The sequence below is a fragment of the Mycobacterium sp. E787 genome (assembly GCF_001668725.1).
Taxonomy (GTDB): Bacteria; Actinomycetota; Actinomycetes; order Mycobacteriales; family Mycobacteriaceae; genus Mycobacterium.
This window is the reverse complement of the sequence record NZ_LZKL01000055.1, coordinates 33970-59370: the sequence shown is the minus strand read 5'-3', so window position 1 is coordinate 59370 and position 25401 is coordinate 33970. Positions and strand designations below refer to the sequence as shown.

At 67.5% G+C, this 25401-nt stretch carries 21 protein-coding genes; 5 read left to right on the top strand and 16 right to left on the bottom strand.

The window, feature by feature from the left end:
* Positions 1-62: 62 nt before the first annotated feature.
* The 4 genes from fusA to A5705_RS11275 all read right to left on the bottom strand — a co-directional run bounded on the left by fusA (position 63) and on the right by A5705_RS11275 (position 3984).
* Positions 63-2168, bottom strand: coding sequence for an elongation factor G (gene fusA / locus A5705_RS11290; RefSeq protein ID WP_067877091.1), 2106 nt, complete (start codon positions 2166-2168; stop codon positions 63-65).
* 69 nt (positions 2169-2237) lie between these two features.
* Entirely contained in the window at positions 2238-2708 is a 471-nt protein-coding gene (gene rpsG / locus A5705_RS11285) for a 30S ribosomal protein S7 (RefSeq protein WP_067012878.1), read from the bottom strand.
* On the bottom strand, positions 2708-3082 hold the full coding sequence (rpsL, locus tag A5705_RS11280) for a 30S ribosomal protein S12 (protein WP_007167812.1): 375 nt from the start codon (positions 3080-3082) through the stop codon (positions 2708-2710). The genes rpsG and rpsL overlap by 1 nt, the downstream gene beginning before the upstream one ends.
* A gap of 257 nt (positions 3083-3339) precedes the next feature.
* Positions 3340-3984, bottom strand: a complete 645-nt coding sequence (locus A5705_RS11275) for a TetR/AcrR family transcriptional regulator (RefSeq protein WP_067877094.1) — start codon at positions 3982-3984, stop codon at positions 3340-3342.
* Between the two features lie 151 nt (positions 3985-4135).
* Here A5705_RS11275 and A5705_RS11270 point away from each other — a divergent pair, with 151 nt between their 5' ends.
* The gene (locus A5705_RS11270; RefSeq protein WP_068277513.1) at positions 4136-4501 is read left to right on the top strand and encodes a DUF3060 domain-containing protein; all 366 of its coding nucleotides are present in this window, start codon (positions 4136-4138) and stop codon (positions 4499-4501) included.
* A gap of 28 nt (positions 4502-4529) precedes the next feature.
* On the top strand, positions 4530-5012 hold the full coding sequence (locus A5705_RS11265) for a DUF3060 domain-containing protein (RefSeq protein ID WP_067877100.1): 483 nt from the start codon (positions 4530-4532) through the stop codon (positions 5010-5012).
* Here the strand turns inward: A5705_RS11265 and A5705_RS11260 are convergent.
* Genes A5705_RS11260 through A5705_RS11235 form a run of 6 tightly spaced genes read right to left on the bottom strand, consistent with a single transcriptional unit; the run spans position 5009 to position 10730 of the window.
* Positions 5009-5776 (bottom strand): crotonase/enoyl-CoA hydratase family protein, encoded by a 768-nt coding sequence (locus A5705_RS11260; RefSeq protein ID WP_067877103.1) that lies wholly within the window; start codon positions 5774-5776, stop codon positions 5009-5011. The two genes, A5705_RS11265 and A5705_RS11260, sit on opposite strands and share 4 nt — an antisense overlap.
* Positions 5773-6492, bottom strand: coding sequence for a PaaX family transcriptional regulator C-terminal domain-containing protein (locus A5705_RS11255; protein ID WP_067877106.1), 720 nt, complete (start codon positions 6490-6492; stop codon positions 5773-5775). Before A5705_RS11255 ends, A5705_RS11260 begins: the two co-directional genes overlap by 4 nt.
* A 3-nt stretch (positions 6493-6495) precedes the next feature.
* Entirely contained in the window at positions 6496-7434 is a 939-nt protein-coding gene (locus A5705_RS11250; protein ID WP_067877109.1) for a crotonase/enoyl-CoA hydratase family protein, read from the bottom strand.
* Between the two features lie 8 nt (positions 7435-7442).
* Positions 7443-9080, bottom strand: coding sequence for an acyl-CoA dehydrogenase family protein (locus tag A5705_RS11245; protein WP_068277510.1), 1638 nt, complete (start codon positions 9078-9080; stop codon positions 7443-7445).
* Between the two features lie 47 nt (positions 9081-9127).
* Positions 9128-9964, bottom strand: coding sequence for a PHB depolymerase family esterase (locus tag A5705_RS11240; protein WP_068277507.1), 837 nt, complete (start codon positions 9962-9964; stop codon positions 9128-9130).
* A 10-nt stretch (positions 9965-9974) separates the two neighbouring features.
* A complete protein-coding gene (locus A5705_RS11235) occupies positions 9975-10730 on the bottom strand; it encodes a deoxyribonuclease IV (RefSeq protein WP_067877118.1) in 756 nt (251 codons plus the stop codon).
* Between the two features lie 192 nt (positions 10731-10922).
* Here A5705_RS11235 and A5705_RS11230 point away from each other — a divergent pair, with 192 nt between their 5' ends.
* Together A5705_RS11230 and A5705_RS11225 are read left to right on the top strand one after the other, a co-directional pair.
* Complete coding sequence (locus A5705_RS11230; RefSeq protein WP_068277708.1) at positions 10923-11219, top strand: hypothetical protein; 297 nt, start codon at positions 10923-10925, stop codon at positions 11217-11219.
* A gap of 2 nt (positions 11220-11221) precedes the next feature.
* Positions 11222-12292 (top strand): hypothetical protein, encoded by a 1071-nt coding sequence (locus A5705_RS11225; protein WP_067877121.1) that lies wholly within the window; start codon positions 11222-11224, stop codon positions 12290-12292.
* Positions 12293-12827: 535 nt separating this feature from the next.
* Here the strand turns inward: A5705_RS11225 and A5705_RS11220 are convergent.
* From A5705_RS11220 to A5705_RS11205, 4 genes are all read right to left on the bottom strand, one after another.
* Positions 12828-16778: a DNA-directed RNA polymerase subunit beta' gene (locus A5705_RS11220; RefSeq protein ID WP_067877124.1), complete on the bottom strand. Its 3951-nt coding sequence runs from the start codon at positions 16776-16778 to the stop codon at positions 12828-12830.
* 48 nt (positions 16779-16826) lie between these two features.
* Positions 16827-20348, bottom strand: coding sequence for a DNA-directed RNA polymerase subunit beta (locus A5705_RS11215; protein ID WP_156738322.1), 3522 nt, complete (start codon positions 20346-20348; stop codon positions 16827-16829).
* A gap of 421 nt (positions 20349-20769) precedes the next feature.
* Positions 20770-21783 (bottom strand): ABC transporter ATP-binding protein, encoded by a 1014-nt coding sequence (locus A5705_RS11210; protein WP_067877130.1) that lies wholly within the window; start codon positions 21781-21783, stop codon positions 20770-20772.
* A 169-nt stretch (positions 21784-21952) separates the two neighbouring features.
* Positions 21953-23446 carry a carotenoid oxygenase family protein gene (locus A5705_RS11205; protein WP_068277503.1) on the bottom strand — a complete coding sequence of 498 codons (1494 nt, stop codon included), beginning with the start codon at positions 23444-23446 and terminating at the stop codon, positions 21953-21955.
* Between the two features lie 83 nt (positions 23447-23529).
* Between A5705_RS11205 and A5705_RS11200 the strand changes: the two genes are divergently transcribed.
* A complete protein-coding gene (locus A5705_RS11200; RefSeq protein WP_067877398.1) occupies positions 23530-24198 on the top strand; it encodes a TetR/AcrR family transcriptional regulator in 669 nt (222 codons plus the stop codon).
* 54 nt (positions 24199-24252) lie between these two features.
* Here the strand turns inward: A5705_RS11200 and rplL are convergent, their stop codons facing one another.
* A complete protein-coding gene (gene rplL / locus A5705_RS11195; protein WP_067877137.1) occupies positions 24253-24645 on the bottom strand; it encodes a 50S ribosomal protein L7/L12 in 393 nt (130 codons plus the stop codon).
* A gap of 32 nt (positions 24646-24677) precedes the next feature.
* Positions 24678-25283: a 50S ribosomal protein L10 gene (gene rplJ, locus A5705_RS11190; protein WP_067877139.1), complete on the bottom strand. Its 606-nt coding sequence runs from the start codon at positions 25281-25283 to the stop codon at positions 24678-24680.
* Positions 25284-25401: the final 118 nt, after the last annotated feature.

The following is a 25401-nucleotide window of genomic DNA, read 5'->3' as shown; positions in this document are numbered from 1 at the left end:
AGTGTTGATGTTTTTAGTTGTGCCGCGGTTAGTGACCCGGCAAGGTTACTCCGACCAGATCCTCACTGGCCCGTCGCCTTCGCGATGATCTCCTTCGACACGTTCGCCGGCACTTCGGCGTACGAGTCGAACACCATGGAGTAGTTCGCCCGGCCTTGAGTCTTGGACCGCAGGTCGCCGACGTAGCCGAACATCTCCGACAGCGGCACGTGCGCCTTGACCACGCGTGCACCGCTCCGCTCCTCCATGGCCTGAATCTGGCCACGGCGGGAGTTCAGGTCGCCGATCACGTCGCCCATGTAATCCTCGGGCGTGGTGACCTCGACGGCCATGATCGGTTCCAGGATCACCGGTTGTGCTTGCGCGGCAGCCTTTTTCAGCACCTGCGAACCGGCGATCTTGAACGCCATCTCCGAGGAGTCGACCTCGTGGAAGGCGCCGTCGAGCAGGGTGACTTTGAGGTTCACCAGCGGGTAACCCGCCAGCACGCCGTACTGCATCGCGTCCTGCGCACCGGCGTCCACCGACGGGATGTATTCCCGCGGGATGCGGCCACCGGTGACCTTGTTCTCGAACTCGTAGGTCGCACCGTCTTCGCCGGTGAACGGCTCGAGGTTGATGATCACCTTCGCGAACTGACCCGAGCCACCCGTCTGCTTCTTGTGGGTGAACTCCACGTTCTGCGCGATCCGCCTGATGGTCTCCTTGTAGGCCACCTGCGGCTTGCCGACGTTGGCCTCGACCTTGAACTCGCGACGCATGCGGTCCACCAGGATGTCCAGGTGCAGCTCGCCCATCCCGCCGATCACGGTCTGGCCGGTCTCCTGGTCCAGGTGCACCTTGAACGTCGGGTCCTCCTCGGCGAGCTTCTGGATCGACAGGCTCAGCTTCTCCTGGTCGCTCTTGGTCTTGGGCTCGATGGCCACCTCGATGACCGGGTCGGGGAAGGTCATCGATTCGAGGACGACCTGGTCGTTCGGGTCGCACAGGGTGTCGCCGGTGGTGGTGTCCTTCAGGCCGATCACCGCGTAGATGTGACCCGCCGACGCCGTGTCCACCGGGTTCTCCTTGTTGGAGTGCATCTGGAACAGCTTGCCCAGCCGCTCCTTCTTGCCCTTGGTGGAGTTGATGACCTGGCTGCCGGAGTCGACCTTGCCCGAGTACACCCGGACGTAGGTCAGCTTGCCGAAGAACGGGTGCGTGGCGACCTTGAACGCCAGGGCGGCGAACGGCTCGTCGGTCGACGGCTTGCGCACGACCTCGACGTCCTCCTTGCCCGGCGCGTGGCCGATGGCCGGCGGCACGTCCAGCGGCGAGGGCAGGTAGTCGATGACCGCGTCCAGCATCGGCTGCACGCCCTTGTTCTTGAACGCGCTGCCGCACAGCACCGGGTAGGCCTCCGAGCTGATGGTCAGCTTGCGGATGGCGCCCTTGATCTCCGCGACGGTGAGCTCCTCGCCGCCCAGGTACTTGTCCAGCAGCGCCTCGTCGGTCTCGGCGACGGCCTCGAGCAGCTTGGTGCGGTACTCGTCGGCCTTCTCCTGCAGGTCGGCGGGAATGTCGACCACGTCGTACTTCTCGCCGAGCTTGGCTTCGGCGCTCCACACCTTGGCCTTCATCTCGACCAGGTCGACGACGCCCTCGAAGTCACCCTCGGAGCCGACGGGCAACTGAATCGGGATGACGTTGGCGCCGAGGCGCTCCTCCATGGTGCGGACCGAGAAGTAGAAGTCGGCACCGATCTTGTCCATCTTGTTGACGAAGCAGATCCGCGGGACGTCGTATTTGTCGGCCTGCCGCCAGACCTGCTCGGACTGCGGCTCGACGCCCTCCTTGCCGTCGAACACGGCCACTGCGCCGTCGAGCACGCGCAGGCTGCGCTCGACCTCGACGGTGAAGTCGACGTGGCCGGGGGTGTCGATGATGTTGATCTGGTTGTCGTTCCAGAAGCAGGTGGTGGCCGCGGAGGTGATGGTGATACCCCGCTCCTGTTCCTGCTCCATCCAGTCCATGGTGGCGGCGCCGTCATGGACCTCACCGATCTTGTAGCTGATGCCGGTGTAGTAGAGGATGCGCTCCGTCGTCGTCGTCTTGCCGGCGTCGATGTGCGCCATGATGCCGATGTTGCGGACCTTGGTCAGGTCGGTCAGCACGTCCTTCTGTGCCACAGAAGTCTTCCCACTCTTTCGATTGCTCGGTTTGCTGTCGTGTTTACGCCGGCGACGATGCCGGCGTGCTCACCAGCGATAGTGCGCGAAGGCGCGGTTTGCCTCGGCCATCTTGTGGGTGTCCTCACGCCGCTTGACGGAGGCCCCGAGGCCGTTGCTGGCATCGAGGAGCTCATTTGCCAGCCGCTCGATCATGGTCTTCTCGCGGCGCTGCCGGGAGAAGCTGACAAGCCAGCGCAGCGCCAGCGTGGTGGACCGGTCCGGACGCACCTCGACGGGCACCTGGTAGGTCGCACCACCGACGCGGCGGCTGCGGACCTCCAGCGCGGGCTTGACGTTGTCGAGAGCACGCTTGAGCGTGATCACCGGGTCGGTGCCCGTCTTTTCCCTGGCCTGCTCGAGCGCACCATAAACAATGCGCTCGGCGAGCGATTTCTTCCCTTTGAGCAGAACCTTGTTCACCAGCTGGGTCACCAGCTGCGACCCGTAGACCGGGTCGTTGACCAGCGGACGCTTGGGTGCGGGCCCCTTGCGCGGCATCAGCTCTTCTCCTTCTTGGCGCCGTAGCGGCTGCGAGCCTGCTTGCGGTTCTTGACCCCCTGGGTGTCGAGCGAACCGCGGATGATCTTGTACCGGACACCCGGCAGGTCCTTGACCCGGCCCCCACGCACCAGCACCATCGAGTGCTCCTGCAGGTTGTGACCCTCGCCCGGGATGTAGGCGGTGACCTCGACCTGGCTCGTCAGCTTCACGCGCGCGACCTTCCGAAGCGCCGAGTTCGGCTTCTTCGGGGTGGTGGTGTACACGCGGGTGCATACGCCACGGCGCTGCGGGCTGCCCTTCAGGGCCGCGGTCTTGACCTTGGCGATCTTGTCGCGGCGACCCTTTCGGACCAGCTGCTGAATGGTTGGCATCTACCGGCTTTCTGTGTTGAGGTTCGTGTTCTGGTCAAGCTGTTAAGTCTGTGTACTGCAGTTTTGCCCCGCCCCGGGATGACTCCAGTACCCCGCGGCCGGGTGTGTCGCAAGCGCTCGGCACGGGCGTCGATCCGGTGCGTCGGGGACATGCGAAGTCGCCCGGCATCCGCTTCCTTACGTCAGGCGCCGTAAGCCGCCAGGCACGAGCCACCACAATACCCGTCGCCGGTCTCGCAGGTCAAAGCGGCGGCAGACTAGTTCGGCGCAGGGTGATGCTGCGCGGTGCGCCTGTCCAGACCTGTCGCCAGCCGCAACACCATGTCGGAGAAGAGCGCGTCGGTGTCGATGTCGTCCATGACCCCGGTCATCTCCAGCAGCACGAAGCCGTGCAGCGCGGACCAGAATTCCAGCGCGGCGTGGAAGGCCTCCTCGCCGCCCAGGCCGTAGGACGCCAGCACGGAGATCACGGGCGCGGCCGCGCCCCTGGTGGCGGCCGCGTACTCGGGGTCGTCGCCGCCCAGCGGCATCCGGGTGAACGCCGAGTACCGACCGGGGTGGTGATGGGCGTAGCTGCGGTAGGCGCCGGCCATCACCAGCACCGCGTCGTCCCGGGCGCGGCCCTCGCCGACCCTGTTCAGCATCGTGATGATGTCGTCGATGACGCGGATCCGCACGGCGCGGCGCAGGTCCTCCAGGCTGTCCACGTGGTTGTACAGGGACGGTCCCTTGGTCCCGAGCTGGGTGGCCAGCGCGTTGATCGTCAGCGAGTCCCAGCCCTCGCGGTCCAGGAAGGTCAGGGCGCCGTCGACGATGCCCTCGCGGCTCAGCTTGGCCGGGCGCGAACCCGACTTCCCGGCGCGCTGGCGCCCCGCCGCCGGCGGCGGTTCTGGAGCTGCCATGGCGATCGCCCTTCGAGTGGTCCGGGTTGGTTGACTAATGACTCTAGTTGACGATGGGCGCAAAACCGGTCAGCCGATAACCCTGCCGTCGACTGGGCGGATGCACGTAATCTCTTTCCAGGCCGATCCGCACGCCGTAAGGGGGCTCGCAGTGAAGTGGACAACCGCCGCGGGGCCGCTGGTCACCTGCGCGCTCGTCATCGTCGCCCCCTTCCCGCCCGCGCACGCCAAGAACGGCGACACCCGCGTCACCGGGCAGGGCCTCGAGCAGACGCTGGACTGCAACGATGCCACGCTGATCGTCAACGGCACGGCGAACGTCGTCAACGCGAAGGGCAACTGCTGGGCGGTGACGGTCATGGGCTCGGGCAACACCGTGATCGCCGATTCGGTCACGCACGACATCACCGTGTACGGCTACGACGAGACCGTGTTCTTTCACGGCGGCGACCCGATCCTGTGGGACCGCGGCCGCGAACTGGGCATGACCAACCGGCTCCAGCAGGTGCCGGGCTGACGCACCGAACCGAGGGAATCGAGGATCAATGCGTGACCACATCACCGACCGCCCGTCCCGGCTGGCCGCGCTCGCCTGGGCGCCGGCGGCCGCGGCGTTAGTGCTGGCGGGCTGCAGTTCCACCGCCAACCCGCCCGGGGGCTCCACCGCGACGACGACGAAGAGCACCAGCACGAGCACGAGCGCCGCGGCGGGCCCGACGAGCACCAGCGGGGCGAGCACCACGGCGTCGGTCGAGATCGGCAACACGCTGAACTACGGGTCGATGGGGACCACAGCCACCCTCGATTGCGCCAGCGGCAAGTCGCTGAACGTGGGCGGCTCGAACAACACGCTGACCATCACCGGCACCTGCGAGACGGTGACCATCGGCGGTGCCGGCAACAAGATCACCCTGGACAAGGTCAATACGCGCATCACCGTGGTCGGGCTGAACAACACCGTCACCTACAAAGACGGCGATCCCAAGGTCGACAACCTCGGCTCGAGCAACACCATCAGCAAGGGCTAACTCGCCGGCGCTCCGTGCCGGCCCGCGCCCGCGGCAAATCGCCCGGCCCCTTCCGCGGCTTCCGCAGCAACCCTTGCGATGCTTGCGAATTCGAAGTCGATGGCCTCGGGTTCCGGTGTCCCCCATTGGTGTAGCGCCGAGCGCCGGTCCGACCGCAGGCACTGCTGCGGCAGGGCGGCCAATTGGGCCGCCAGTTCCTCGGCGGCCTGGCGCGCTTGGCCTTTGGGCACGACGCGGTTGGCCAAGCCCATCGCCAGCGCCTCGTCGGCTTGCACGCCGCGGCCGGTGAGGATCATGTCCATCGCGCGGCTCTGCCCGATCAGCCTGGGCAGCCGCACGGTGCCGCCGTCGATGAGCGGCACGCCCCAGCGCCGGCAGAACACCCCGAACACGGCGTCCTCCTCGGCCACCCGCAGATCACACCACAGGGCCAGCTCCAGGCCACCGGCGACGGCGTAGCCGCTGACCGCGGCGATCACAGGTTTGGACAGCACCATCCGCGTCGGCCCCATCGGGCCGGGACCCGTCCGGTGCACGGCGTTGGCGTCGGGCGTGCCGAACGCCTTCAGATCGGCTCCGGCGCAAAAGGTTCCGTTGTCGCCCCACAGCACGGCCACCGAGGCCTTGTCGTCGCGGTCGAATTCCTCGAACGCCGCATAGAGCGCGGCGGCCGTCGGGCCGTTGACGGCGTTGCGCGCCCCCGGCCGGTCGAGGATCACCGTGGTCACGGCGCCGTTGCGCTCGACGCGCACTGGATCGCTCATGTCACCTCCAATAGGTTCGGGTCACGTCGTTCGAGCAGTTCGGTGGCGAAGTCGTGGTACGCGGCGCGCAGCCGCTTGCCGGGCCAGTCGGCCGGCAACAGCTCCTCGGGCAGAACCGGGTCGGTGAGCAGGTGGCGCACGGTGGCCGCGGCTGCCACGAAACGGGCGGGAACGTCGGCGGCGGCGGCCATCTCGTCGAGCAGGAGGTGGCCGGTACGCGACCAGGCGGTCAGGTCCCACAGCTGGGCGGCCAGGTCGGCGGGGGCCGGATCGCGAGCCGTGAGGATGCGCCCCCTGTTCGACACGTCGTCACCCAGGTCGACGCCGAGGTTGTCGGGCCGCATCCAGACTCCTTCGCGCAATTCGCCAAAGCGCTTGTCGTGCATGGCGGTTCGCAGCGCCGCCCGGGTGCGGGCGTCACCACCCACGCTGGTCACGATCAGCACGACCCACTCCCCGCGCCACCGCCGCACCTGCGGGTCGATGGCATCGTCCTGCCGGCGCTGACGGGCCAGCAAGCGATCTGAGAGCCGGTAGCCGCCGGCGGAGCGGATCAGGTCGCCCGCGCCGACCATGCGAGTCAGCGCCACCCGAAGCGCCGACTCCTTGATTCCGAAATCAGCTGTTAGCCTGATCAATTCGCCGGCGGTGGCGCATGCCGGGTGGGCGCCGAGCAGCACGCTGAGCACCACCGACCGGGCCGTCATGTCCGGCATGGCTCATACCCCCGACGCTTTGCGGCCGTGGTCCCCGAACGGCTCGTCGCGATGCCGCACCGCCTCCCGAAAGCCGTGCTCGACCGCGTCGGCCACGAAGGCGTGCCCCTCGGGCGTGTGCCGGGCGACGCCGTCGAACACCGTGCTGACCATCCTGCTGGTGGCGACACCCTGTTGCAGCAGAGCGGAATTGAGCGCGAGCTTGACCATGATCAGCTGGTTGACGGGCACCGCCGCGATGCGCTCCACGAGCCGCTCGGTGCGCTCGTCGAGGTCCTCGGGAGCCGGCGCCTCGACGGCGAGGCCCCACTCCGCGGCCTGCGCACCGGTGATGCAATCGCCGGTGAGCAGCAGTCGTTTGGCGCGCTGATCACCGAGCCGGTGCGCCCACAGGCCGGCCGCCGGCACTCCCCATACCCGCGTGGGCGGGTAGCCGATCTTGGCGTCGGCGGCCGCGATCACCTGGTCGGCGTGCAGCGCGATGTCGGTGCCGCCGGCCACGCAGTAACCGTGAATCTTGACCACCGTCGGCTTGTCGGCGTGCATCAGGCTGGAGAAGCCCCGCACGAAGCGGCTCATCATCTGGTAGTCGATCATCGGGTCCCACGGCTGGTTCGGCAGATGGTTGACCGCCTGGGCCTTGCCATCCAGCACCGTGCCCTGATACGCGCCGGTCCCCCCGGCCGAGCCGGTGCGATCGGCGTAGGCGCTCAGGTCGAACCCCGCGCAGAAACCCTCACCCCGGCCCGAAACCAGGATGACGTGCACGGCGGGATCGAGGTCGGCGCGCTCGACCAGCGCCGAGAGCTCCAGCGGCGTGTCCGCGACGATCGCGTTGCCCTTCTCGGGCCGGTTGAAGGTGATGCGCGCAACCCGGTCGGTGACCTCGTAGGTCATCGTCTTCAGGTTGTCGAAGTCGACCGGCCTGATGGCGTGAGTCATGTTTCGGCTCAGCCCTTTACCAGGCTTCGCTCCAGAATCGGCGCCAGGTCCAGGCCGGTGGGCATGGTGCCGAACGCGCCGCCCCACCGGCCGTCGAGCCGGGTGGCCAGGAACGCCTCGGCCACGGCGGGGTGCCCGTGGCGCACCAGCAGCGAGCCCTGCAGCGCGAGGCAGATGTCCTCGGCGACCTTGCGGGCCCGGTATTGGATCGTGTCCAGCTCGCCCAGGTCCTGTCGGAGCCGATCGACGTGGCCGCCCAGCCGCGGGTCCTGTCCGGCGCCGTCCGCCAATTCGGCGAACAGCACCTCGATGCATTCGGGACGAGTCGCCATGGCGCGCAACGTATCCAGCGCGCCGACGTTGCCCGAGCCCTCCCAGATGCCCATCAGCGGTGCCTCGCGGTAGAGGCGCGGCATCCCGGAATCCTCGACATATCCGTTGCCGCCCAGGCATTCCAGCGCCTCGGCGGCGTGCGGGGTCGCGCGCTTGCACACCCAGTACTTGCTGGCCGCCAGGCCGATCCGGCGCAGCAGCGCCTCGCTCGCATCACCCCGGATCGCCCTGTCGGTGGCGCCGGCCATCCGCATCGCCACGATCGTGGCCGCCTCGGCCTCCACGGCCAGGTCCGCCAGGACGTTGCGCATCAGCGGCTGGTCGATCAGGTAGGCGCCGAACGCCTTTCGGTGCTGGGCGTGGTGGATGGCGCGGGTCAGGCCGGTGCGCATGCTGGTCGCGCTGCCCAGCGTGCAGTCCAGCCGGGTGAGGTTGACCATCTCGATGATCGTCGGGACGCCGCGGCCCTCCTCGCCCACCAGCCACGCGACGGCGCCCTCGTACTCGACCTCGCTGGAGGCGTTGGCGTGGTTGCCGAGCTTGTCCTTGAGGCGCTGCAAAAACATTCGGTTGCGGGTGCCGTCGGGCAGCACCCGCGGCAACAAGAAGCACGACAGCCCGCCCGGGGCCTGCGCCAGCACCAGGAAGATGTCGCACATCGGCGCCGAGGTGAACCATTTGTGGCCGGTCAGGCTGTAGCTGCCGTCACCGTTGGGGCCAATGGGGATCGCCTGCGTGGTGCCGGCGCGCACGTCAGAGCCGCCCTGCTTCTCGGTCATCGACATGCCCGCGGTGATGCCCGCCTTCGTGGTGGCCGGCTTGAGCTCGGGGTCGTACACCCGACTGGTCAGCAACGGCTCGTACACCGCGGCGAGTTCGGGGTTGTGGCGCAGCGCCGGGACTACGGCATACGTCATCGAGATGGGGCAGGTGTGGCCGGGCTCGACGTTCCAGACCGACATCTTGGCGGCGCGCACCACGTGGGCCCCCGGCCGCTCGTCGGCCCATGGGGCGGCGTGGACGCCGTGCGCGATCGCCGCGCGCATCAGCTCGTGGTAGGCCGGGTCGTACTCCACCTCGTCGACGCGGTGCCCGTATTGGTCGTGGGTGTGCAGCACGGGCCGATTGCGATCGGCCAGCTCGCCCCAACGCTGAGCTTCGCGGGTGCCCGCAAGCGCCCCGAGCTCGGTCACCTCTTCGACGCCCCACTGCCCGCCCTCGCGGATCAGGGCCTCGACGAGCACAACGGACGTCGCTGGGTTGTGGTTTTCCAGCGGGGGAACCTGGTTGGTGACGACGTGGGTCTCCGGCATGCACCCCATGTTACATTTTTGCGACAGCCGCACAAGACCTGTAATGCTCAGCGTGGGTGGGCCGCGAAGAATTGCCACAGCGTCTGGGTCGCGAAAGGCGGCCACTCGTGACCGCCCCCGTCGACGGTGACGAGCACGACGCCGCGGCCGTCGGCACATCCGGCCGTCGATGTTGTGACCGGGCCGCTGGTGGTGGCCGTCGGGGCGCCGCATCGATCGACGTTGCGCCAGAACGCATTCACCTCCGGCACCGACGGACCGTTGATGACGCTGAAGCCCTGCCCGCCGTTGTACGGAACGAGGCGGTCGGTGGTGCCGTGAACGTGGATGACCGACGTCGGACGCGGGGCGCCGCACGCGTTCAGCTGCGTCCCGGCGACCGGGCCGATCGCCGCGAAGATGTCGGTGGCGCACGCCAGCGTGAAGGACATGATGGCGCCGTTGCTCATGCCGGTGGCATACACCTTGGCGGGGTCGATGCCGAGGTTCTTGGCGACGTCGGCCACGGCGGCGCTGACGAACCCGACGTCGTCGACGCCCTCACGTCCCGGCCGGCCGCAGCAGGTTTCCCCGTCGACGTTCCAGGCCCGGCCCAGGCCGTCGGGATAGGCGACGATGAACTTGCCCGAATCGGCCAAACCGTCCCAGTGGTAATCCCTTTCGGCCTGCCTGGCGCTGCCGGAATAGCCGTGCAGAACCACCACCAGTGGGGCCGGCGTGGACGCTGCCGGGGGCTTGTACAGCCGATAGGTGCGATCCCGCCCGCCGACACTGAGGTGGTGCAGGCTGGTCCCGTTGACGAAGCCCGACGGCGGCTCGGGCCACGGCGAGCAACCCGCGGCCAGGAGAACCACCCCGAACAGCGTCGCCAGCCGACCGAGCATGGGCCGCGGGTCAGCCGCCGGTCTTTTCCCGCAGGAACGCGATGTCGTCCTTGCGGCCCTCGTCGGCGGTTTCGCAGATGACGGGCGCGTCGGCGGCCTCGACGACCGCGGCCAGCAGCTCGGGATCGATCTGGCCGGTGCCGAAGTTGGCGTGCCGGTCGGCGCCCGAGCCCGCCGCGTCCCGCGAGTCGTTGCAGTGCACCAGGTCGATGCGGCCCGTCAGCGCCTTGATCCGGTCGACCGCGTCGATCAGCTCCTCGCCCGCGGCCCACGCGTGGCAGGTGTCCAGGCAGAAGCCGATGCCCTTGTCGCCGATGCGATCCCACAGCCTGCCGATGGTGTCGAAGTAGCGGGCCATCGCGTGGTCGCCGCCGGCGGTGTTCTCCAGATAGACCGCCACGTCGGTTTCGAGGTAGTCCAGCGCCTTGACCCACCGCTCGAAGCCGGCCTCCATGTCGTTGTCGTCGGCGTGGCCGCCGTGCACGATCACCGCTGTCGCGTTGATCTCCGACGCCGCGTCGCAGGTGTCCTGCAGGATCTTGCGCGACGGGATGCGGATGCGGTTGTTGGCCGACGCCACGTTGATGAGGTAGGGCGCGTGGACGTACAGCGGGATCGTCGACGCCTTCAGCGCGTCGGCGTCGTCGCGCGGCTTGGGCTTCTTCCAGCTCTGCGGGTTGCCGAGGAAGAACTGCACCGCGTCGGCGCCGTCGGCCTGCGCGGCGGCCAGGGGATCGTCGCTGTGGACGTGCGAACCGATGAGCACGGTGGCCAGTCTAGTGAGGAGTGGCGACGCCATGGACCGCCCACGCACCGATAGGTGACTTTCAAAAGCGGTAGCACCGGCGCTATCGCATTCGCGGATTGAGTGGTGGGCCCGCGTGGTGCTGATGCGACGGATGTGCCGCGATACCTGGCTGACTTTCGCTGTATGCCTGAGCGAATAGACTTTTTTCTCATGCAGCTAGTGCGGGTGGATACCGGCGCTGTGCAGGCGATGTCCGACCGGTGGGCCGCCGCCGCGGGCGAACTTACGGCCACCGTGGCTCCGACCGGGGTCGGCTTGTCGTGTCAAGCCAGCGCCGCGGCGGTAGCAGCCGCCCGTGCCGACGTCGCGGCGTTCACTGCAGGGCTGGCCATCCGGGTCGGCGGCCACGCCACCCGAGTCGGCGATGCCGACGCCGCCTACCTGGCCAACGAAGCCGATGCCACGCACGCGATGACGGCAATGATGCCTCCCTTCACCTCCGCGTAGCCATGGCATCGGTTGCGGGAATTGCCGGCCTCTCGGAGCTGGCGGCCTGGCCCACGGAGCATCTCACCGAGGCCGCCGAGCACTGGGAAGCGGTGGCCGGGCGCAGCTACGCGGTGGCCAGTCAGGTGTGGCGCGACGCGCTATCGACGGATTGGCACGGCGAGGGCGCCGAGGCGCTGCGTACCGCGACGCATGCCGACATGCTGACGACCAGCGCAGCCGCCGACCAGTTGCAAACGGCGGCCAAGGTGGCCCGCAGCGGCGCCTCAGATCTCTACGCGGCGCGATCGCGGGTGCGCTACGCGATCGAAGACGCGAATACGGCGGGATTCGATGTGGGTGAAGACATGTCGGTGACCGACCGCTCCACTGGCGGATCGGCCGCGCAGCGCGCCGCGCGGCAAGCTCAGGCGCAAACCCTGGCCGCAGACATCCGCCAGCGTGCCGCTCAACTGGTCGCGCTCGATCAACAGGTCGCCGGCAAAGTCGCCGCAGCCATGGCCGGAATTCGGGAAACCTTCCCGCCGCAAAGCCGCGCCTCCGACACGCCGTCGCTGAAACCGATGATACAAACCGTCGACAACCACACTTTCAAACAAGACCCATCGCCTCCGCCATACCCGATCAACGACGTGATCGCCCAGGCTACGGACCTAGATGGCAACTATGTTGTGCTTCGGCGCGGCTACTACGACGAGCGCACGCAACAGGGGTTTGGGTGGGACAAGGCTTATTGGAGGCATCATGTGGTCAACCCCAACGTGTTCAAAGATCTGATCTCACATAGTCGGCCGATCAGCAATGATGATGGCACTCTCGTTTATGAGGTTCCGATCAACCGCGTCCACTGCACACAAGGGCCGTTGGGACTCACCGACTGCGAGGATACTGGCGAACAGGTGACGATGAGGATCGTGGCAAATATCAACGAAGGGCGCGGCGGCATCCCCGACGGGGGTCAGAAAGGCGTTATCTCGATGTATCCCGTCGCGGGCGGAAGTGGAGTGGTCGAAGTGGAACCGGGCTGGACACTGTGCCCGCCATGGGTGAATAAAAATGTGCCCATCAACTGAAGCTACCGACGCCCAACGCGAGTTCGCGGTAGATGTATTGCGAAATCTGTTGCGCCACATCCACCGTCAGAACTGCGCAGGACACGAGCCGTTTCTTGTTTCCCATGCTTGGACAGATGGACCGATGATGTATTTGGTGTACACCGCACCGCCATCGGACAGAACTTGGGGACTTGTTCGCGACACCAGAGACTCGATCATCGACCCCGGCCCGTGGCCGGACCTGGACGAGGCGGTGCTTTACTACTACCTGGTTGACTTTGAGGAGAATCAACCCTCCTCATCTCTTCGCCGGCCAGGCGAGCCCGACACCATTTGGTGGTTCGGCTTCCCGCGCGACAGTCTCCCCGAGCACCCGTCAGATATTCCCGAGACGTACCGGTATACGCAGCCGACACGAACGTCATCGGCGAAGCACGACCGAGCTCGAGATCGGCCTGTGATCGACGAGCCTCGCCTGTACGGCAACCGGCACTGAGCCCTGGGGCGCGAACGAAAAAGCCCCGGGCGAAACCCGGGGCTCTTTCTCGATTGACTACCGGTAGTCGCTGTAGCCGTAGTCGTCCAGCGGGACCGCGGCGCCAGTCGCCTGGCCGAAGTCCGGGCTGTAGTAGTGATCCTCGTAGGACGGGATCGTGTACGCCGCGGCGCGGGCCTCCTCGGTGGGCTGCACCTGGATGTTGCGGTACCGGTTGATGCCGGTACCGGCCGGGATCAGCTTTCCGATGATCACGTTCTCCTTCAGACCGTTGAGCTTGTCGCTGCGGCAGTTGATCGCCGCATCGGTCAGCACTCGCGTGGTCTCCTGGAACGACGCCGCAGAAAGCCACGAGTCGGTGGCCAGCGACGCCTTCGTGATACCCATCAGCACCGGACGGCCGGCGGCGGGCTCGCCGCTTTCGGCGACCACCCGGCGGTTTTCCGCCTCGAACTCCGCGCGGTCGATCAGCGAGCCGGGCAGGAACTCCGTCGAGCCCGAGTCGATGATGGTGACGCGGCGCAGCATCTGGCGAACGATCACCTCGATGTGCTTGTCGTGGATCGACACACCCTGCGCCCGGTACACCTCCTGGACCTCGCGGACCAGGTGGATCTGCACCTCGCGCGGGCCCTGCACGCGCAGCACCTCGTGCGGGTCGGCCGAGCCCTCCATCAGCTGTTGGCCCACCTCGACGTGGTCGCCGTCGGACAGCACCCGCTCGGAGCCGTCCTCGTGCTTGAACACCCGCAGCCGCTGCCGCTTGGACAGCTTGTCGTAGACAACCTCCTCGCCACCGTCGTCGGGGACGATGGTGATCTTGTAGAAGCGCTCACCGTCCTCGAGGCGGACGCGACCGGTGACGTCGGCGATCGGGGCCTTGCCGCGCGGGACGCGGGCCTCGAACAGCTCCTGCACCCGGGGCAGACCGCCGGTGATGTCCTCACCGACACCACCCTGGTGGAAGGTACGCATCGTCAGCTGCGTGCCGGGCTCACCGATGGACTGGGCCGCCACGATGCCGACGGCCTCGCCGATGTCGACCAGCTTGCCGGTGGCCATCGAGCGGCCGTAGCAGGTCGCGCAGACACCCGTGCCGGTGGTGCAGGTCAGCACCGAGCGCACCTTGACCGACGTGATGCCCGCCGCCAGCAGGGCGTCGATCTCCGGGTCGCCCAGGTCCTCGCCGCGCGCGACGACGACGTTGCCGGCCTCGTCGACCGCGTCGGTGCCCAAAGTCCGCGCGTACGCCGAGGTTTCGATGTACGGGTCGCGGATCAGCGTGCCGTCCGGCTGGCGCTCGGCCAGCTCGACGACGATGCCGCGCTCGGTCTCGCAGTCGTGCTCGCGCACGATGACGTCCTGGCTCACGTCCACCAGACGACGGGTCAGGTAGCCCGAGTCGGCGGTGCGCAATGCCGTGTCCGCCAAGCCCTTCCGGGCGCCGTGGGTGTTGATGAAGTACTCCAGCACCGTCAGGCCCTCGCGGAACGACGACTTGACCGGACGCGGGATGAACTCACCCTTCGGGTTGGTCACCAGACCCTTCATGCCGGCCAGCGTCCGGGTCTGGGTGAAGTTACCCGTGGCGCCCGAGTCGACGATCGTGATGATCGGGTTGTCGGCGGGGTAGTGCTCGCGGAGCGCCTGACCCACCTCGTCGGTGGCTTCCTTCCAGATCTCCACCAGCGCCTCGTTGCGCTCGTCGTGGTTCAAAGCGCCACGCTGGAACTGTTTTTCGACCTTGTCGGCGCGCTCCTCGTAGTGGTCGAGGATCTCCTTCTTGCGCGGCGGAACCAACACGTCGGCCATCGAGACCGTGACACCACTGCGGGTCGCCCAGTAGAAGCCGGCGTCCTTCAGCTTGTCGACGGTCTGCGCGACCACGATCATCGGGTAGCGCTCGGCCAGGTCGTTGATGATGGCGGCCTGGACCTTCTTGTGCATCTGCTTGTTCACGAACGGGTAGCCCACCGGCAGCAGCTCGTTGAACAGCACCCGGCCCAGCGTGGTCTCGGCCATCCAGGCGTCGCCCTGCTGCCAGCCGTTGGCGCCGAACAGCTCGGCCTCGATCTCGGCCGGCGGACGCAGCTGCGTCAGCCGCACCTTGATCTTGGCGCGCACCGAGAGCACCCCGCGGTCGGACGCCATGATCGCCTCGGCCGGCGAGGAGTACACGCCGACCTCCGGGGTGTCCTTGGCGGCCGGCGAGTATTCGCCCTTGTCGCCAGGGACCTCGGTGGTCAGGTAGTACAGCCCGGTGACCATGTCCAGTCGCGGCATGGCCAACGGACGGCCGGATGCCGGCGACAGGATGTTGTTCGACGACAGCATCAGAATGCGGGCCTCGGCCTGCGCCTCGGCGGAGAGCGGCAGGTGCACGGCCATCTGATCGCCGTCGAAGTCGGCGTTGAAGGCCTCACACACGAGCGGGTGCAGCTGAATCGCCTTGCCCTCCACCAGCATCGGCTCGAAGGCCTGGATGCCCAGCCGGTGCAGGGTGGGCGCGCGGTTCAGCAGCACCGGGTGCTCGGCGATCACCTCCTCCAGCACGTCCCACACCTGGGGACGCTGGCGCTCGACCATCCGCTTGGCGCTCTTGATGTTCTGCGCGTGGTTGAGGTCGACGAGCCGCTTCATCACGAACGGCTTGAACAGCTCCAGCGCCATCAGCTTGGGCAGGCCGCACTGGTGCAGCTTGAGCTGCGGGCCGACCACGATGACCGAACGGCCGGAGTAGTCGACGCGCTTGCCGAGCAGGTTCTGGCGGAACCGGCCCTGCTTGCCCTTGAGCAGATCGGACAGCGACTTCAGCGGGCGGTTGCCCGGCCCGGTGACCGGGCGGCCGCGGCGGCCGTTGTCGAACAGCGCGTCCACCGACTCCTGCAGCATCCGCTTCTCGTTGTTGACGATGATCTCGGGCGCGCCGAGGTCGATCAGCCTCTTGAGGCGGTTGTTGCGGTTGATCACGCGGCGGTACAGGTCGTTGAGGTCACTCGTGGCGAACCGGCCGCCGTCGAGCTGGACCATCGGGCGCAACTCCGGCGGGATCACCGGGACCGCGTCGAGCACCATGCCCATCGGGGAGTTGCCCGACTGCTGGAAGGCGGCGACCACCTTCAGCCGCTTGAGCGCGCGAAGCTTCTTCTGCCCCTTGCCACTTCGGATCACCTCACGCAGCGAGTCGGCCTCGGCGTCGATGTCGAAGTTCTCGATCAGCTTCTGGATCGACTCCGCACCCATGGCGCCGGTGAAGTACTCGCCGTAGCGGTCGACGAGCTCGCGGTAGAGGTTCTCGTCGACGATCAGCTGCTTGGGAGCCAGCTTGGTGAAGGTGCTCCAGATGTCCTCCAGCCGGTCCAGCTCGCGCTGGGCGCGGTCGCGGATCTGGCGCATCTCCCGCTCGCCGCCGTCGCGAACCTTGCGCCGCGCATCGGCTTTCGCGCCCTCGGCCTCCAGCTCGGCCAGGTCGGCCTCCAGCTTCTGGGCCCGGGCCTCCAGCTCCGCGTCGCGCTGGTCCTCAACACCCTTGCGCTCCACCATCATCTCGGCCTCGAGCGTGGACAGCTCGTTGTGCCGCATCTCGTCGTCGACCGAGGTGATCACGTACGCCGCGAAGTAGATGATCTTCTCGAGATCCTTCGGGGCCAGGTCGAGCAGGTACCCCAGCCGGCTCGGCACGCCCTTGAAGTACCAGATGTGCGTGACGGGGGCGGCGAGCTCGATGTGGCCCATCCGCTCGCGGCGCACCTTGGCGCGGGTCACCTCGACGCCGCAGCGCTCACAGATGATGCCCTTGAAGCGGACGCGCTTGTACTTGCCGCAGTAGCACTCCCAGTCGCGAGTCGGTCCGAAGATCTTCTCGCAGAACAGGCCGTCCTTCTCCGGCTTCAGCGTGCGGTAGTTGATCGTCTCCGGCTTCTTGACCTCGCCGTAAGACCATTGCCGGATGTCCTCCGCGGTGGCCAGGCCGATACGGAGTTCATCGAAGAAGTTGACGTCGAGCACGTAACTCCCTTTCCCCTTGCGGGTTTAGTAATTGTGTTGCCAAGTCCACTAAGCCAGATCTTCTACGGAGGCGGATTCGTTGCGGGACAGGTTGATTCCCAGGTTGGCCGCGGCCCGCTCCAGGTCCTCGTCCTCGCCCTCGCGCAGCTCTATGGCCGCGCCGTCGGACGACAGCACCTCGACGTTGAGGCACAGCGACTGCAGCTCCTTGAGCAGCACCTTGAACGACTCGGGGATGCCCGGCTCCGGGATGTTCTCGCCCTTGACGATCGCCTCGTAGACCTTGACCCGGCCGACGGTGTCGTCGGACTTGATGGTCAACAGCTCCTGCAGCGTGTACGCGGCGCCGTAGGCCTGCATGGCCCAGCACTCCATCTCGCCGAACCGCTGGCCACCGAACTGCGCCTTACCACCCAGCGGCTGCTGGGTGATCATCGAGTACGGGCCGGTGGAGCGGGCGTGGATCTTGTCGTCCACCAGGTGGTGCAGCTTCATGATGTACATGAAGCCGACGGTCACCGGGTACGGGAACGGCTCGCCGCTGCGGCCGTCGAACAGCACCGCCTTGCCGTCGCCGTTCACCAGCACGTCGCCGTCGCGGTTGGGCAGCGTGGCGGACAGCAGGCCCTGCAGCTCGGCCTCCTGCGCGCCGTCGAACACCGGCGTCGACACGATGGCGTTGGGCTCCGCGTGCAGCAGGTCCTCGGGCAGGTTGGCGGCCCACTCCGGGGTGCCGTTGCCACTGTCGACCTTCCAGCCGCTGTGCGCGCACCAGCCGAGGTGCGTTTCCAGGATCTGGCCGATGTTCATCCGTCGCGGCACACCGTGCGTGTTCAGGATGATGTCCACCGGGGTGCCGTCCGGGAGGAACGGCATGTCCTCCTGCGCCAGGATCTTCCCGATCACGCCCTTGTTGCCGTGCCGGCCGGCGAGCTTGTCGCCGTCGGAGATCTTGCGCTTCTGGGCCACGTACACGCGGACCAGCTCGTTGACCCCGGCCGGCAGCTCGTCGTCGTCCTCGCGGGAGAACACCCGGATGCCGATGACCTTGCCGGACTCGCCGTGCGGCACCTTCAGCGAGGTGTCGCGAACCTCGCGGGCCTTCTCGCCGAAGATCGCCCGCAGCAGCCGCTCCTCCGGGGTCAGCTCGGTCTCACCCTTGGGCGTGACCTTGCCGACCAGGATGTCGCCGTCGCGGACCTCGGCGCCGATGCGCACGATGCCCCGTTCGTCCAGGTCCGCCAGCACCTCGTCGGAGACGTTCGGGATGTCCCGGGTGATCTCCTCGGCGCCCAGCTTGGTGTCGCGGGCGTCGATCTCGTGCTCCTCGATGTGGATCGAGGTGAGCACGTCCTCTTCGACCAGGCGGTTGGAGAGGATGATCGCGTCCTCGTAGTTGTGGCCCTCCCACGGCATGATCGCCACGAGCAGGTTCTTGCCCAGCGCCATCTCGCCGTTCTCGGTGCACGGACCGTCGGCGATGACCTGGCCGGCCTCCACGCGGTCACCGGCGTCCACGATCGGCGACTGGTTCGCGCACGTGCCGTGGTTGGACCGGGCGAACTTGCGCATCCGGTAGGTGTGCCGGGTGCCGTCGTCGGCCATCACGGTGATGTAGTCGGCGGAGACCTCCTCGATCACCCCGGCCTTGTCCGCGACGACGACGTCGCCGGCGTCGATCGCGGCGCGCAGCTCCATGCCGGTGCCCACCAGCGGCGCCTCGCTGCGCACCAGCGGAACCGCCTGACGCTGCATGTTGGCGCCCATCAGGGCACGGTTGGCGTCGTCGTGCTCGAGGAACGGGATCATGGCGGTGGCCACCGACACCATCTGGCGCGGCGAGACGTCCATGTAGTCCACCTCGGACGAGGGCACGTACTCGACCTCGCCCGCCTTCCGGCGGACCAGCACGCGGCCCTCGACGAACCGGCCGTCGGCGTCGATCGGCGAGTTGGCCTGCGCCACCACGTGGCGGTCCTCCTCGTCGGCGGTCAGGTAGACGATCTCGTCGCTGACCACTCCGTCGACCACCTTGCGGTACGGCGTCTCGATGAACCCGAACGGGTTGACCCGGGCATACACCGACAGCGAACCGATCAGGCCGATGTTCGGGCCCTCCGGGGTCTCGATCGGGCACATGCGGCCGTAGTGCGACGGGTGCACGTCGCGGACCTCGAGGCCGGCGCGCTCACGGGACAGGCCGCCCGGGCCCAGCGCCGACAGGCGGCGCTTGTGGGTCAGCCCCGACAGCGGGTTGTTCTGGTCCATGAACTGCGAGAGCTGGCTGGTGCCGAAGAACTCCTTGATCGCGGCGACCACCGGCCGGATGTTGATCAGCGTCTGCGGCGTGATCGCCTCGACGTCCTGAGTCGTCATCCGCTCCCGGACGACGCGCTCCATCCTGGACATGCCGACCCGGATCTGGTTCTGGATCAGCTCACCGACCGTGCGGAGCCGGCGGTTGCCGAAGTGGTCGATGTCGTCGGTCTCCACCGGCACCTCGACGCCGCCGGGGACGGTCATCGTGGCCTGGCCCTCGTGCAGGCGGACCAGGTACTCGATGGTCGCGACGACGTCCTCTTCGGTCAGCGTCGTCGTCGTGATCGGGTTCGCGGAATCCTTCGCGTTCAGGCCCAGCTTCTTGTTGACCTTGTAGCGGCCCACCCGGGCCAGGTCGTAGCGCTTCTCCTTGAAGAACAGGTTCTCCAGCAGGGTCTGCGCGGACTCCTTGGTCGGCGGCTCGCCCGGACGCAGCTTGCGGTAGATGTCCAGCAGCGCCTCGTCGGTGCCGGCGGTGTTGTCCTTCTCCAGCGTCGACATCATGATCTCGGAGAAACCGAACCGCTCGGTGATCCGCTCGGCGGTCCAGCCGAGCGCCTTGAGCAGCACGGTCACCGGCTGCCGGCGCTTGCGGTCGATGCGCACGCCGACGGTGTCGCGCTTGTCGACGTCGAACTCCAGCCAGGCCCCGCGGCTGGGGATCACCTTGACGCTGTGCAGCGTCTTCTCGGTGGACTTGTCGATGGTCTCGTCGAAGTACACGCCGGGCGAGCGCACCAGCTGGCTGACGACGACGCGCTCGGTCCCGTTGATGATGAACGTGCCCTTCTCGGTCATCATCGGGAAGTCGCCCATGAACACCGTCTGGCTCTTGATCTCGCCGGTGTTGTTGTTGATGAACTCGGCCGTGACGAACAGCGGGGCCGCGTAGGTCATGTCCTTGTCTTTGCACTCGTCGACCGGCGCCTTGACCTCGTCGAAGCGCGGGTCGGAGAAGGACAGCGACATCGAGCCCGAGAAGTCCTCGATCGGCGAGAGCTCGTAGAGGACCTCTTCCAGGCCGCCCACCGGGTTGGCCTCTCCGCGAGCCGCGGCGGCCTCGCGCCAGTGCGACGAGCCGATCAACCACTCGAAGGAGTCGGTCTGCACGTCGAGAAGCCCCGGAACCTCGAGCGGTTCGCGGAGCTTGGCGAAGGAAACTCGGTTAGGTGCCCCGGGCACGGAGCCATTGGTGGAACTTGAGTTTTCGGAACTCTGTTGGCGACGCTTGCTCTGGCGGGAATCTGCCAAGATGCATCCTTCCAGCACCTCGTGCGACTCACGGGAACCGGGAACACCGGTCTGCTCGCCGCATCAATTTCTTCGGTATGGCCGGCGAACGAACTGCCCGGATCTCACGCGCGCAACTAAGTAGCTAAGCCGCGGGGTGGGGGCTCAGGCTAAGACCACAGTGTCAAGTGGCGGGTGAGGTGGGCAGGAGGTAGCCAGCGCAACGTCCAACAATAGCGCAGGCGCGCGCATTCCTCAACTACCCACAACAAACTGCCCAGGGACATCGGCGCTGGCTGGCATATCGACTTTCCCGTGAGCACATGCTGCCCAACAGACTGACCCGTTTACGCCCTGTCGTCAAGGGGGCGGGGCGGCAAGTTGCACTGAGTTATCGCAAATTTCTCAGATGACACCGCCGGGCCAGGCCGCCGCCGGGCCGCTAGCCGCCGCCGAACTCGTTCGCGCGGTATTTGTGGGTGCCCTCCAGGTCGTCGAGGATCGCCGCCTGGGCCTTCTTGGGCAGCGTGTGCAGAATTTCGCGGACCCGGGCCTGGCGGCGCGCGACGGCCTTGCGCTCCGGCATGCCCGGCGTCGCGACGATCTGCGGCGGCACGCCCTCGATTTCCTCCACACCGCCGGCGTGGTGGCCCGCGTCGAGCAGGGCCTGCTCCTCGGCCATGGTCGCCTCGTCCTTTTCCTCGGACATGCCGATCGGGCCGATGCGCCGGCCGTTGAGGAACTGCCGCACCACCGGCTCGTCGCTGGTCAGCAGCACCTCGCGCGGGCCGAACATGACCAGCTTGCGGCGGAACAGCATGCCCATGTTGTCCGGCACGGTGCGGGCGATGTTGATGTTGTGCGTCACGATCAGGACGGTGGCGTCGATCTGGGCGTTGATGTCGAGGATCAGCTGGCTCAGGTAGGCGGTACGAACCGGGTCCAGACCCGAGTCGGGCTCGTCGCACAGGATGATCTGCGGGTCCATCACCAGCGCCCGGGCCAGGCTGGCGCGCTTGCGCATACCGCCGGAGATCTCACCGGGGAACTTCTTCTCGTCGCCGCCCAGACCCACCAGGCTCAGCTTCTCCATGACGATGTCACGGATCTCGCTTTCCTTCTTCTTGGTGTGCTCGCGCAGCGGGAACGCCGCGTTGTCGAACAGGTTCATCGACCCGAACAGCGCGCCGTCCTGGAACATCACCCCGAACAGGGTGCGGATCTCGTACAGCTCCTTGGCCGAGCATTCCAGGATGTCCGTGCCGTCGATCATGATCGAGCCGCGCTCCGGCCGCAGCAGACCGATCAGCGACTTCAGGAACACCGATTTGCCGGTACCCGACGGCCCCAGCAGCACGCTGACCTCCCCGGCGGGGATATCCAACGACACGTCTTCCCAAATCCTCGAGGGACCGAAGGACTTGGTCAGTCCCCTCACCTCGATAGCGACGCCCATGGGAGATCCTTCCGTCGACGCTTGTGCCCGCCACCTGCCCTTTTCTGTGGCATGAGTCACTGTAGCGCACGCTCGCGGGGCCGCATCAGGGTTGGACGCCGCCGCCGGCAAAAAGTGGCCGACCTGAGATCGGAGCGCCGGCGCGGGGCGCGGTTATTTGACGCGGGTGTTAGCCAGCCGGCGCCCAGTTGCCGTGGAACCCCATCGGCACCCGCTGCGGCAGGTGCACGGTAGCCACCGATTCGAGGGTCTGGGCGTCCAGCAACACCAGCTGCCCTTCGTCGCGGTCGCGGTGGTAGCCGTAGCCCATCAGGACGCCGTCGTCCTCGGCTCGGTCCCCGGGGCCGTCCGCGGGGTTCGGGACGAAAGACATCTCGCCGAGCACAAGGGCGGGATCGAGCGCGGCGACCTCGCAGGACCCGGACGCGTAGTCGTGCTTGTACAGCGCCGGCTCGTCGCCCTGGAAGGATGCACCGACGGTGTAGCCGTAGCGGTGTTGCCGGCCGAGCAGGGCCTCGTTGATGCGGGGGAACTCCTGCGGCCGGTCGTCGCGGCATTCGGTGGACACGGCGCCGCTGGCCAGGTTGACGGTCCAGCGCTCGAGCGTCGGCGGGGCCTCGCCGGGGCCGCGCCGATCGCGGTCGAACATCCGCGAATAGCGGACCACGTCGAGCACCAAAACCTCGGCCCCGCCTCGCGTTTCGGAATAGCCGTTGAGCGGGTGATAGACGTAGCAGGGTTCGATGTCGAACCAGCGCACGTCGGAGCTGTCACCCTCGCGGGGCATCACCCCGACGCGCGCCGGGTAGCTCGGGTTCCACGCGTACGGCATCCGGTCGGAGTGCTTCGGGTCGCGGTTCATCATCGCGTTGAGCGGGCCCGGCACCCGGACGCGTCCGATGAGCGACTGCATCACCAGGCGGGCCGGCATCGACAGCCAGCCCGGCATGCCCGCCGGCAGCGCCTGCACCACGTCGAACGTCACCGGCAGGTCGTAGATCACCACATATTTGTCGGTCAGCGAGAAGTCGTGCATCATCGGCGACCCGGACACCTTGATGTCGACGGTGCGGCGGGCCCGCCCCCGGGTGTCGATCACCGAATACTGCACGGTGCGCCCGCGGGCAAACGAATAGGACACCGCGTGCAATTCGCCGGTCCGCGGATCGCGGTGCGGATGTGCCGTGTAGCCGCCCGACAGGGTGCCGTCGAAGTCGCACGTCCCGACGGTGTCGAGCTCGTCGGTCAGCTCGTAGTTGGCGACGCCACCCTCGACCAGCGCCAGGGTCCGTCCGGCGTGGGTCAGGACGTTGGTGTTGGCGCCCAGCGAAAGCATGCCCGCCCGCGGGTCGAGCCGGGCCGGCGCAGGCTCGCCCAGCGTGCGGCACAGCGACAGGCTGCGCACCCAGCGGTTGCGGTACCAGCGGGCCTTCCCGTCGCGCAGCGCGACGCCGTGCACCATGCCGTCGCCGCTGAACCAGTGGTAGGTGGCCGGGTCGACCTCTTCCGCCGGGTTGGGGCCGTTGCGCAGATAGCGGCCGTCGAGGTGCTCGGGGATGTGCCCGGTGACCCGCAGGTCGGTGGCGGTCACCTCGGCGCCCACCGGCGCCAGAAAGCCCTCGAGGTACGGATTCCGGGACCGCGCGGTCTGCGTGGAAGTCATTGCCAAGCTCCTATAACATTGTTATTTCAGCGTTATGAGAACCTTACGCCCGCGATGAGAACATGGCAATAATGTTCCCCAAGATGACTTCGGAGACCCAGCGCAGCGTTCGCGACGAGATGCTGCACGCCGCCGTCGGCCTGCTCAACGAGCAGGGGCCCGACGCGCTGCAGACCCGCAGGGTGGCCGGCGCCGCGGGGACCTCGACGATGGCGGTGTACACCCATTTCGGCGGGATGCGGGGCCTCATCGCCGAGGTCGCGGAGGAAGGCCTGCGGCAGTTCGACGCCGCGCTGACGGTGCCACAGACCGACGACCCGGTCGCCGACCTGTTGACCCTTGGGGCCGCCTACCGGCGCTACGCCATCGAGCGCCCGCACCTGTATCGGCTGATGTTCGGCAGCACCAGCGCACACGGCATCACCGCACCCGCGGGCAACGTACTGACGCTGACGGTCGAGGAGATCGAGCAGCACATCCCCAGCTTCGCGCACGTGGTGCGCGCCGTGCGGCGCTGCGCGCGGGCGGGCCGAATCGAAATCGCGGCCGATGAAGCGATCGTGACCACGTCCGCGCAGTTCTGGGCGTTGGTGCACGGGTTCGTGATGCTCGAATTGGCCGGCTTCTACGGAGAGGACGGCGCGGCCGTCGCGCCGGTACTCGGCTCGATGACGTCGAATTTCCTTGTTGCTCTGGGGGATTCACCAGAGCGCATCGAAAAGTCACGACGCGCGGCCTTCGGCGGCCACTGAGCGCACGAAACCCCCGGGGCCCGCCGGGGCGGTCCGGGGGTTTCGTGAACGGAACTACTTGACGGTGACCGTGGCGCCGGCGGCCTCGAGCTTGGCCTTGGCGTCGTCGGCGGCCTCCTTGGCGACCTTCTCCAACAGCGGCTTGGGGGCGCCGTCGACGAGGTCCTTGGCCTCCTTGAGGCCCAGGCCGGAGACGATCTCGCGCACCACCTTGATCACGCCGATCTTCTTGTCGCCGGCGGCCTCGAGGATGACGTCGAACTCCGACTGCTCCTCGGCGGCCTCGGCGGGCGCGCCACCGGCGGCGGGGCCCGCCGCAGCGACGGCGACCGGGGCGGCCGCGGTGACCTCGAAGGTCTCCTCGAACTTCTTGACGAAGTCGGAGAGCTCGAGCAGCGTCATTTCCTTGAACGCGTCGAGCAGGTCGTCGGTAGACATCTTTGCCATTGTGGGTCCTTCCTGGTTTGGGGTTTTGGGGGTTATTCGGCTGCTGCCGGTGCTTCGGCTTCGGCCGGGGCTTCGGCTTCGGGCGCGGCTTCGGCTGGGGCTTCGGCCGCGGCGGCGGGGGCCTCCGTGGCCTTCTTTTCCTGCAGCGCGGCCGCGAGCCGGGCCATCTGCGAGGCCGGGGCGGCGAACAGGCCGGCCGCCTTGGCGAGGTTGCCCTTCATCGCTCCGGCCAGCTTGGCCAGCAGCACCTCGCGGGACTCCAGGTCCGCGATGCGCTCGACCTCGGCGACCGTCAGCGGGTGGCCATCCATGTAGCCGCCCTTGATGACCAGGGCCTTGTTGTCCTTGGCGAAGGTCTTGATGGCCTTGGCGGCGTCAACCGGCTCCCCGCTGACGAACGCGATGGCCGTCGGGCCGGCGAACAGCTCGTCGAGGCCCTCGATCCCGGCCTCCGACGCGGCCCGCTTGATCAGCGTGTTCTTCGCCACGGTGTAGGTGGCCGATCCCGCCAGCGAACGGCGCAGCTCGGCCAGGTTGGCCACGGTCAGGCCGCGGTACTCGGTGATCAGGGTGGCGGTCGCCTCCCTGAACTGCTCCGTGATGTCTGCAACGGCGGTGGCCTTGTCAGCTCTGGCCATGCATACCTCCTGTCGGTGAAAGTCGTCGCGATACACCGGAGGAACGCCTGAGAAGGAAGTACGCCCCGGCGCAGGAAGCGGCCGGGGCGTGGAGATGCGCCGGCACGGGCCGGCGAAA

Excerpts from the sequence above, each read along its gene's own strand:
- A5705_RS11250 (WP_067877109.1), bottom strand. The coding sequence starts at position 7,434 with ATGACTCACGCCATCAGGCCGGTCGACTTCGACAACCTGAAGACGATG.
- rpsG (WP_067012878.1), bottom strand. The coding sequence starts at position 2,708 with ATGCCGCGCAAGGGGCCCGCACCCAAGCGTCCGCTGGTCAACGACCCG.
- A5705_RS11210 (WP_067877130.1), bottom strand. The coding sequence starts at position 21,783 with ATGGGCGTCGCTATCGAGGTGAGGGGACTGACCAAGTCCTTCGGTCCC.
- rpsL (WP_007167812.1), bottom strand. The coding sequence starts at position 3,082 with ATGCCAACCATTCAGCAGCTGGTCCGAAAGGGTCGCCGCGACAAGATC.
- rplJ (WP_067877139.1), bottom strand. The coding sequence starts at position 25,283 with ATGGCCAGAGCTGACAAGGCCACCGCCGTTGCAGACATCACGGAGCAG.
- A5705_RS11260 (WP_067877103.1), bottom strand. The coding sequence starts at position 5,776 with ATGAGCGATCCAGTGCGCGTCGAGCGCAACGGCGCCGTGACCACGGTG.
- A5705_RS11255 (WP_067877106.1), bottom strand. The coding sequence starts at position 6,492 with ATGCCGGACATGACGGCCCGGTCGGTGGTGCTCAGCGTGCTGCTCGGC.
- rplL (WP_067877137.1), bottom strand. The coding sequence starts at position 24,645 with ATGGCAAAGATGTCTACCGACGACCTGCTCGACGCGTTCAAGGAAATG.
- A5705_RS11230 (WP_068277708.1), top strand. The coding sequence starts at position 10,923 with ATGCAGCTAGTGCGGGTGGATACCGGCGCTGTGCAGGCGATGTCCGAC.
- A5705_RS11205 (WP_068277503.1), bottom strand. The coding sequence starts at position 23,446 with ATGACTTCCACGCAGACCGCGCGGTCCCGGAATCCGTACCTCGAGGGC.
- A5705_RS11275 (WP_067877094.1), bottom strand. The coding sequence starts at position 3,984 with ATGGCAGCTCCAGAACCGCCGCCGGCGGCGGGGCGCCAGCGCGCCGGG.
- A5705_RS11245 (WP_068277510.1), bottom strand. The coding sequence starts at position 9,080 with ATGCCGGAGACCCACGTCGTCACCAACCAGGTTCCCCCGCTGGAAAAC.
- A5705_RS11265 (WP_067877100.1), top strand. The coding sequence starts at position 4,530 with ATGCGTGACCACATCACCGACCGCCCGTCCCGGCTGGCCGCGCTCGCC.
- A5705_RS11225 (WP_067877121.1), top strand. The coding sequence starts at position 11,222 with ATGGCATCGGTTGCGGGAATTGCCGGCCTCTCGGAGCTGGCGGCCTGG.
- A5705_RS11240 (WP_068277507.1), bottom strand. The coding sequence starts at position 9,964 with ATGCTCGGTCGGCTGGCGACGCTGTTCGGGGTGGTTCTCCTGGCCGCG.
- A5705_RS11200 (WP_067877398.1), top strand. The coding sequence starts at position 23,530 with ATGACTTCGGAGACCCAGCGCAGCGTTCGCGACGAGATGCTGCACGCC.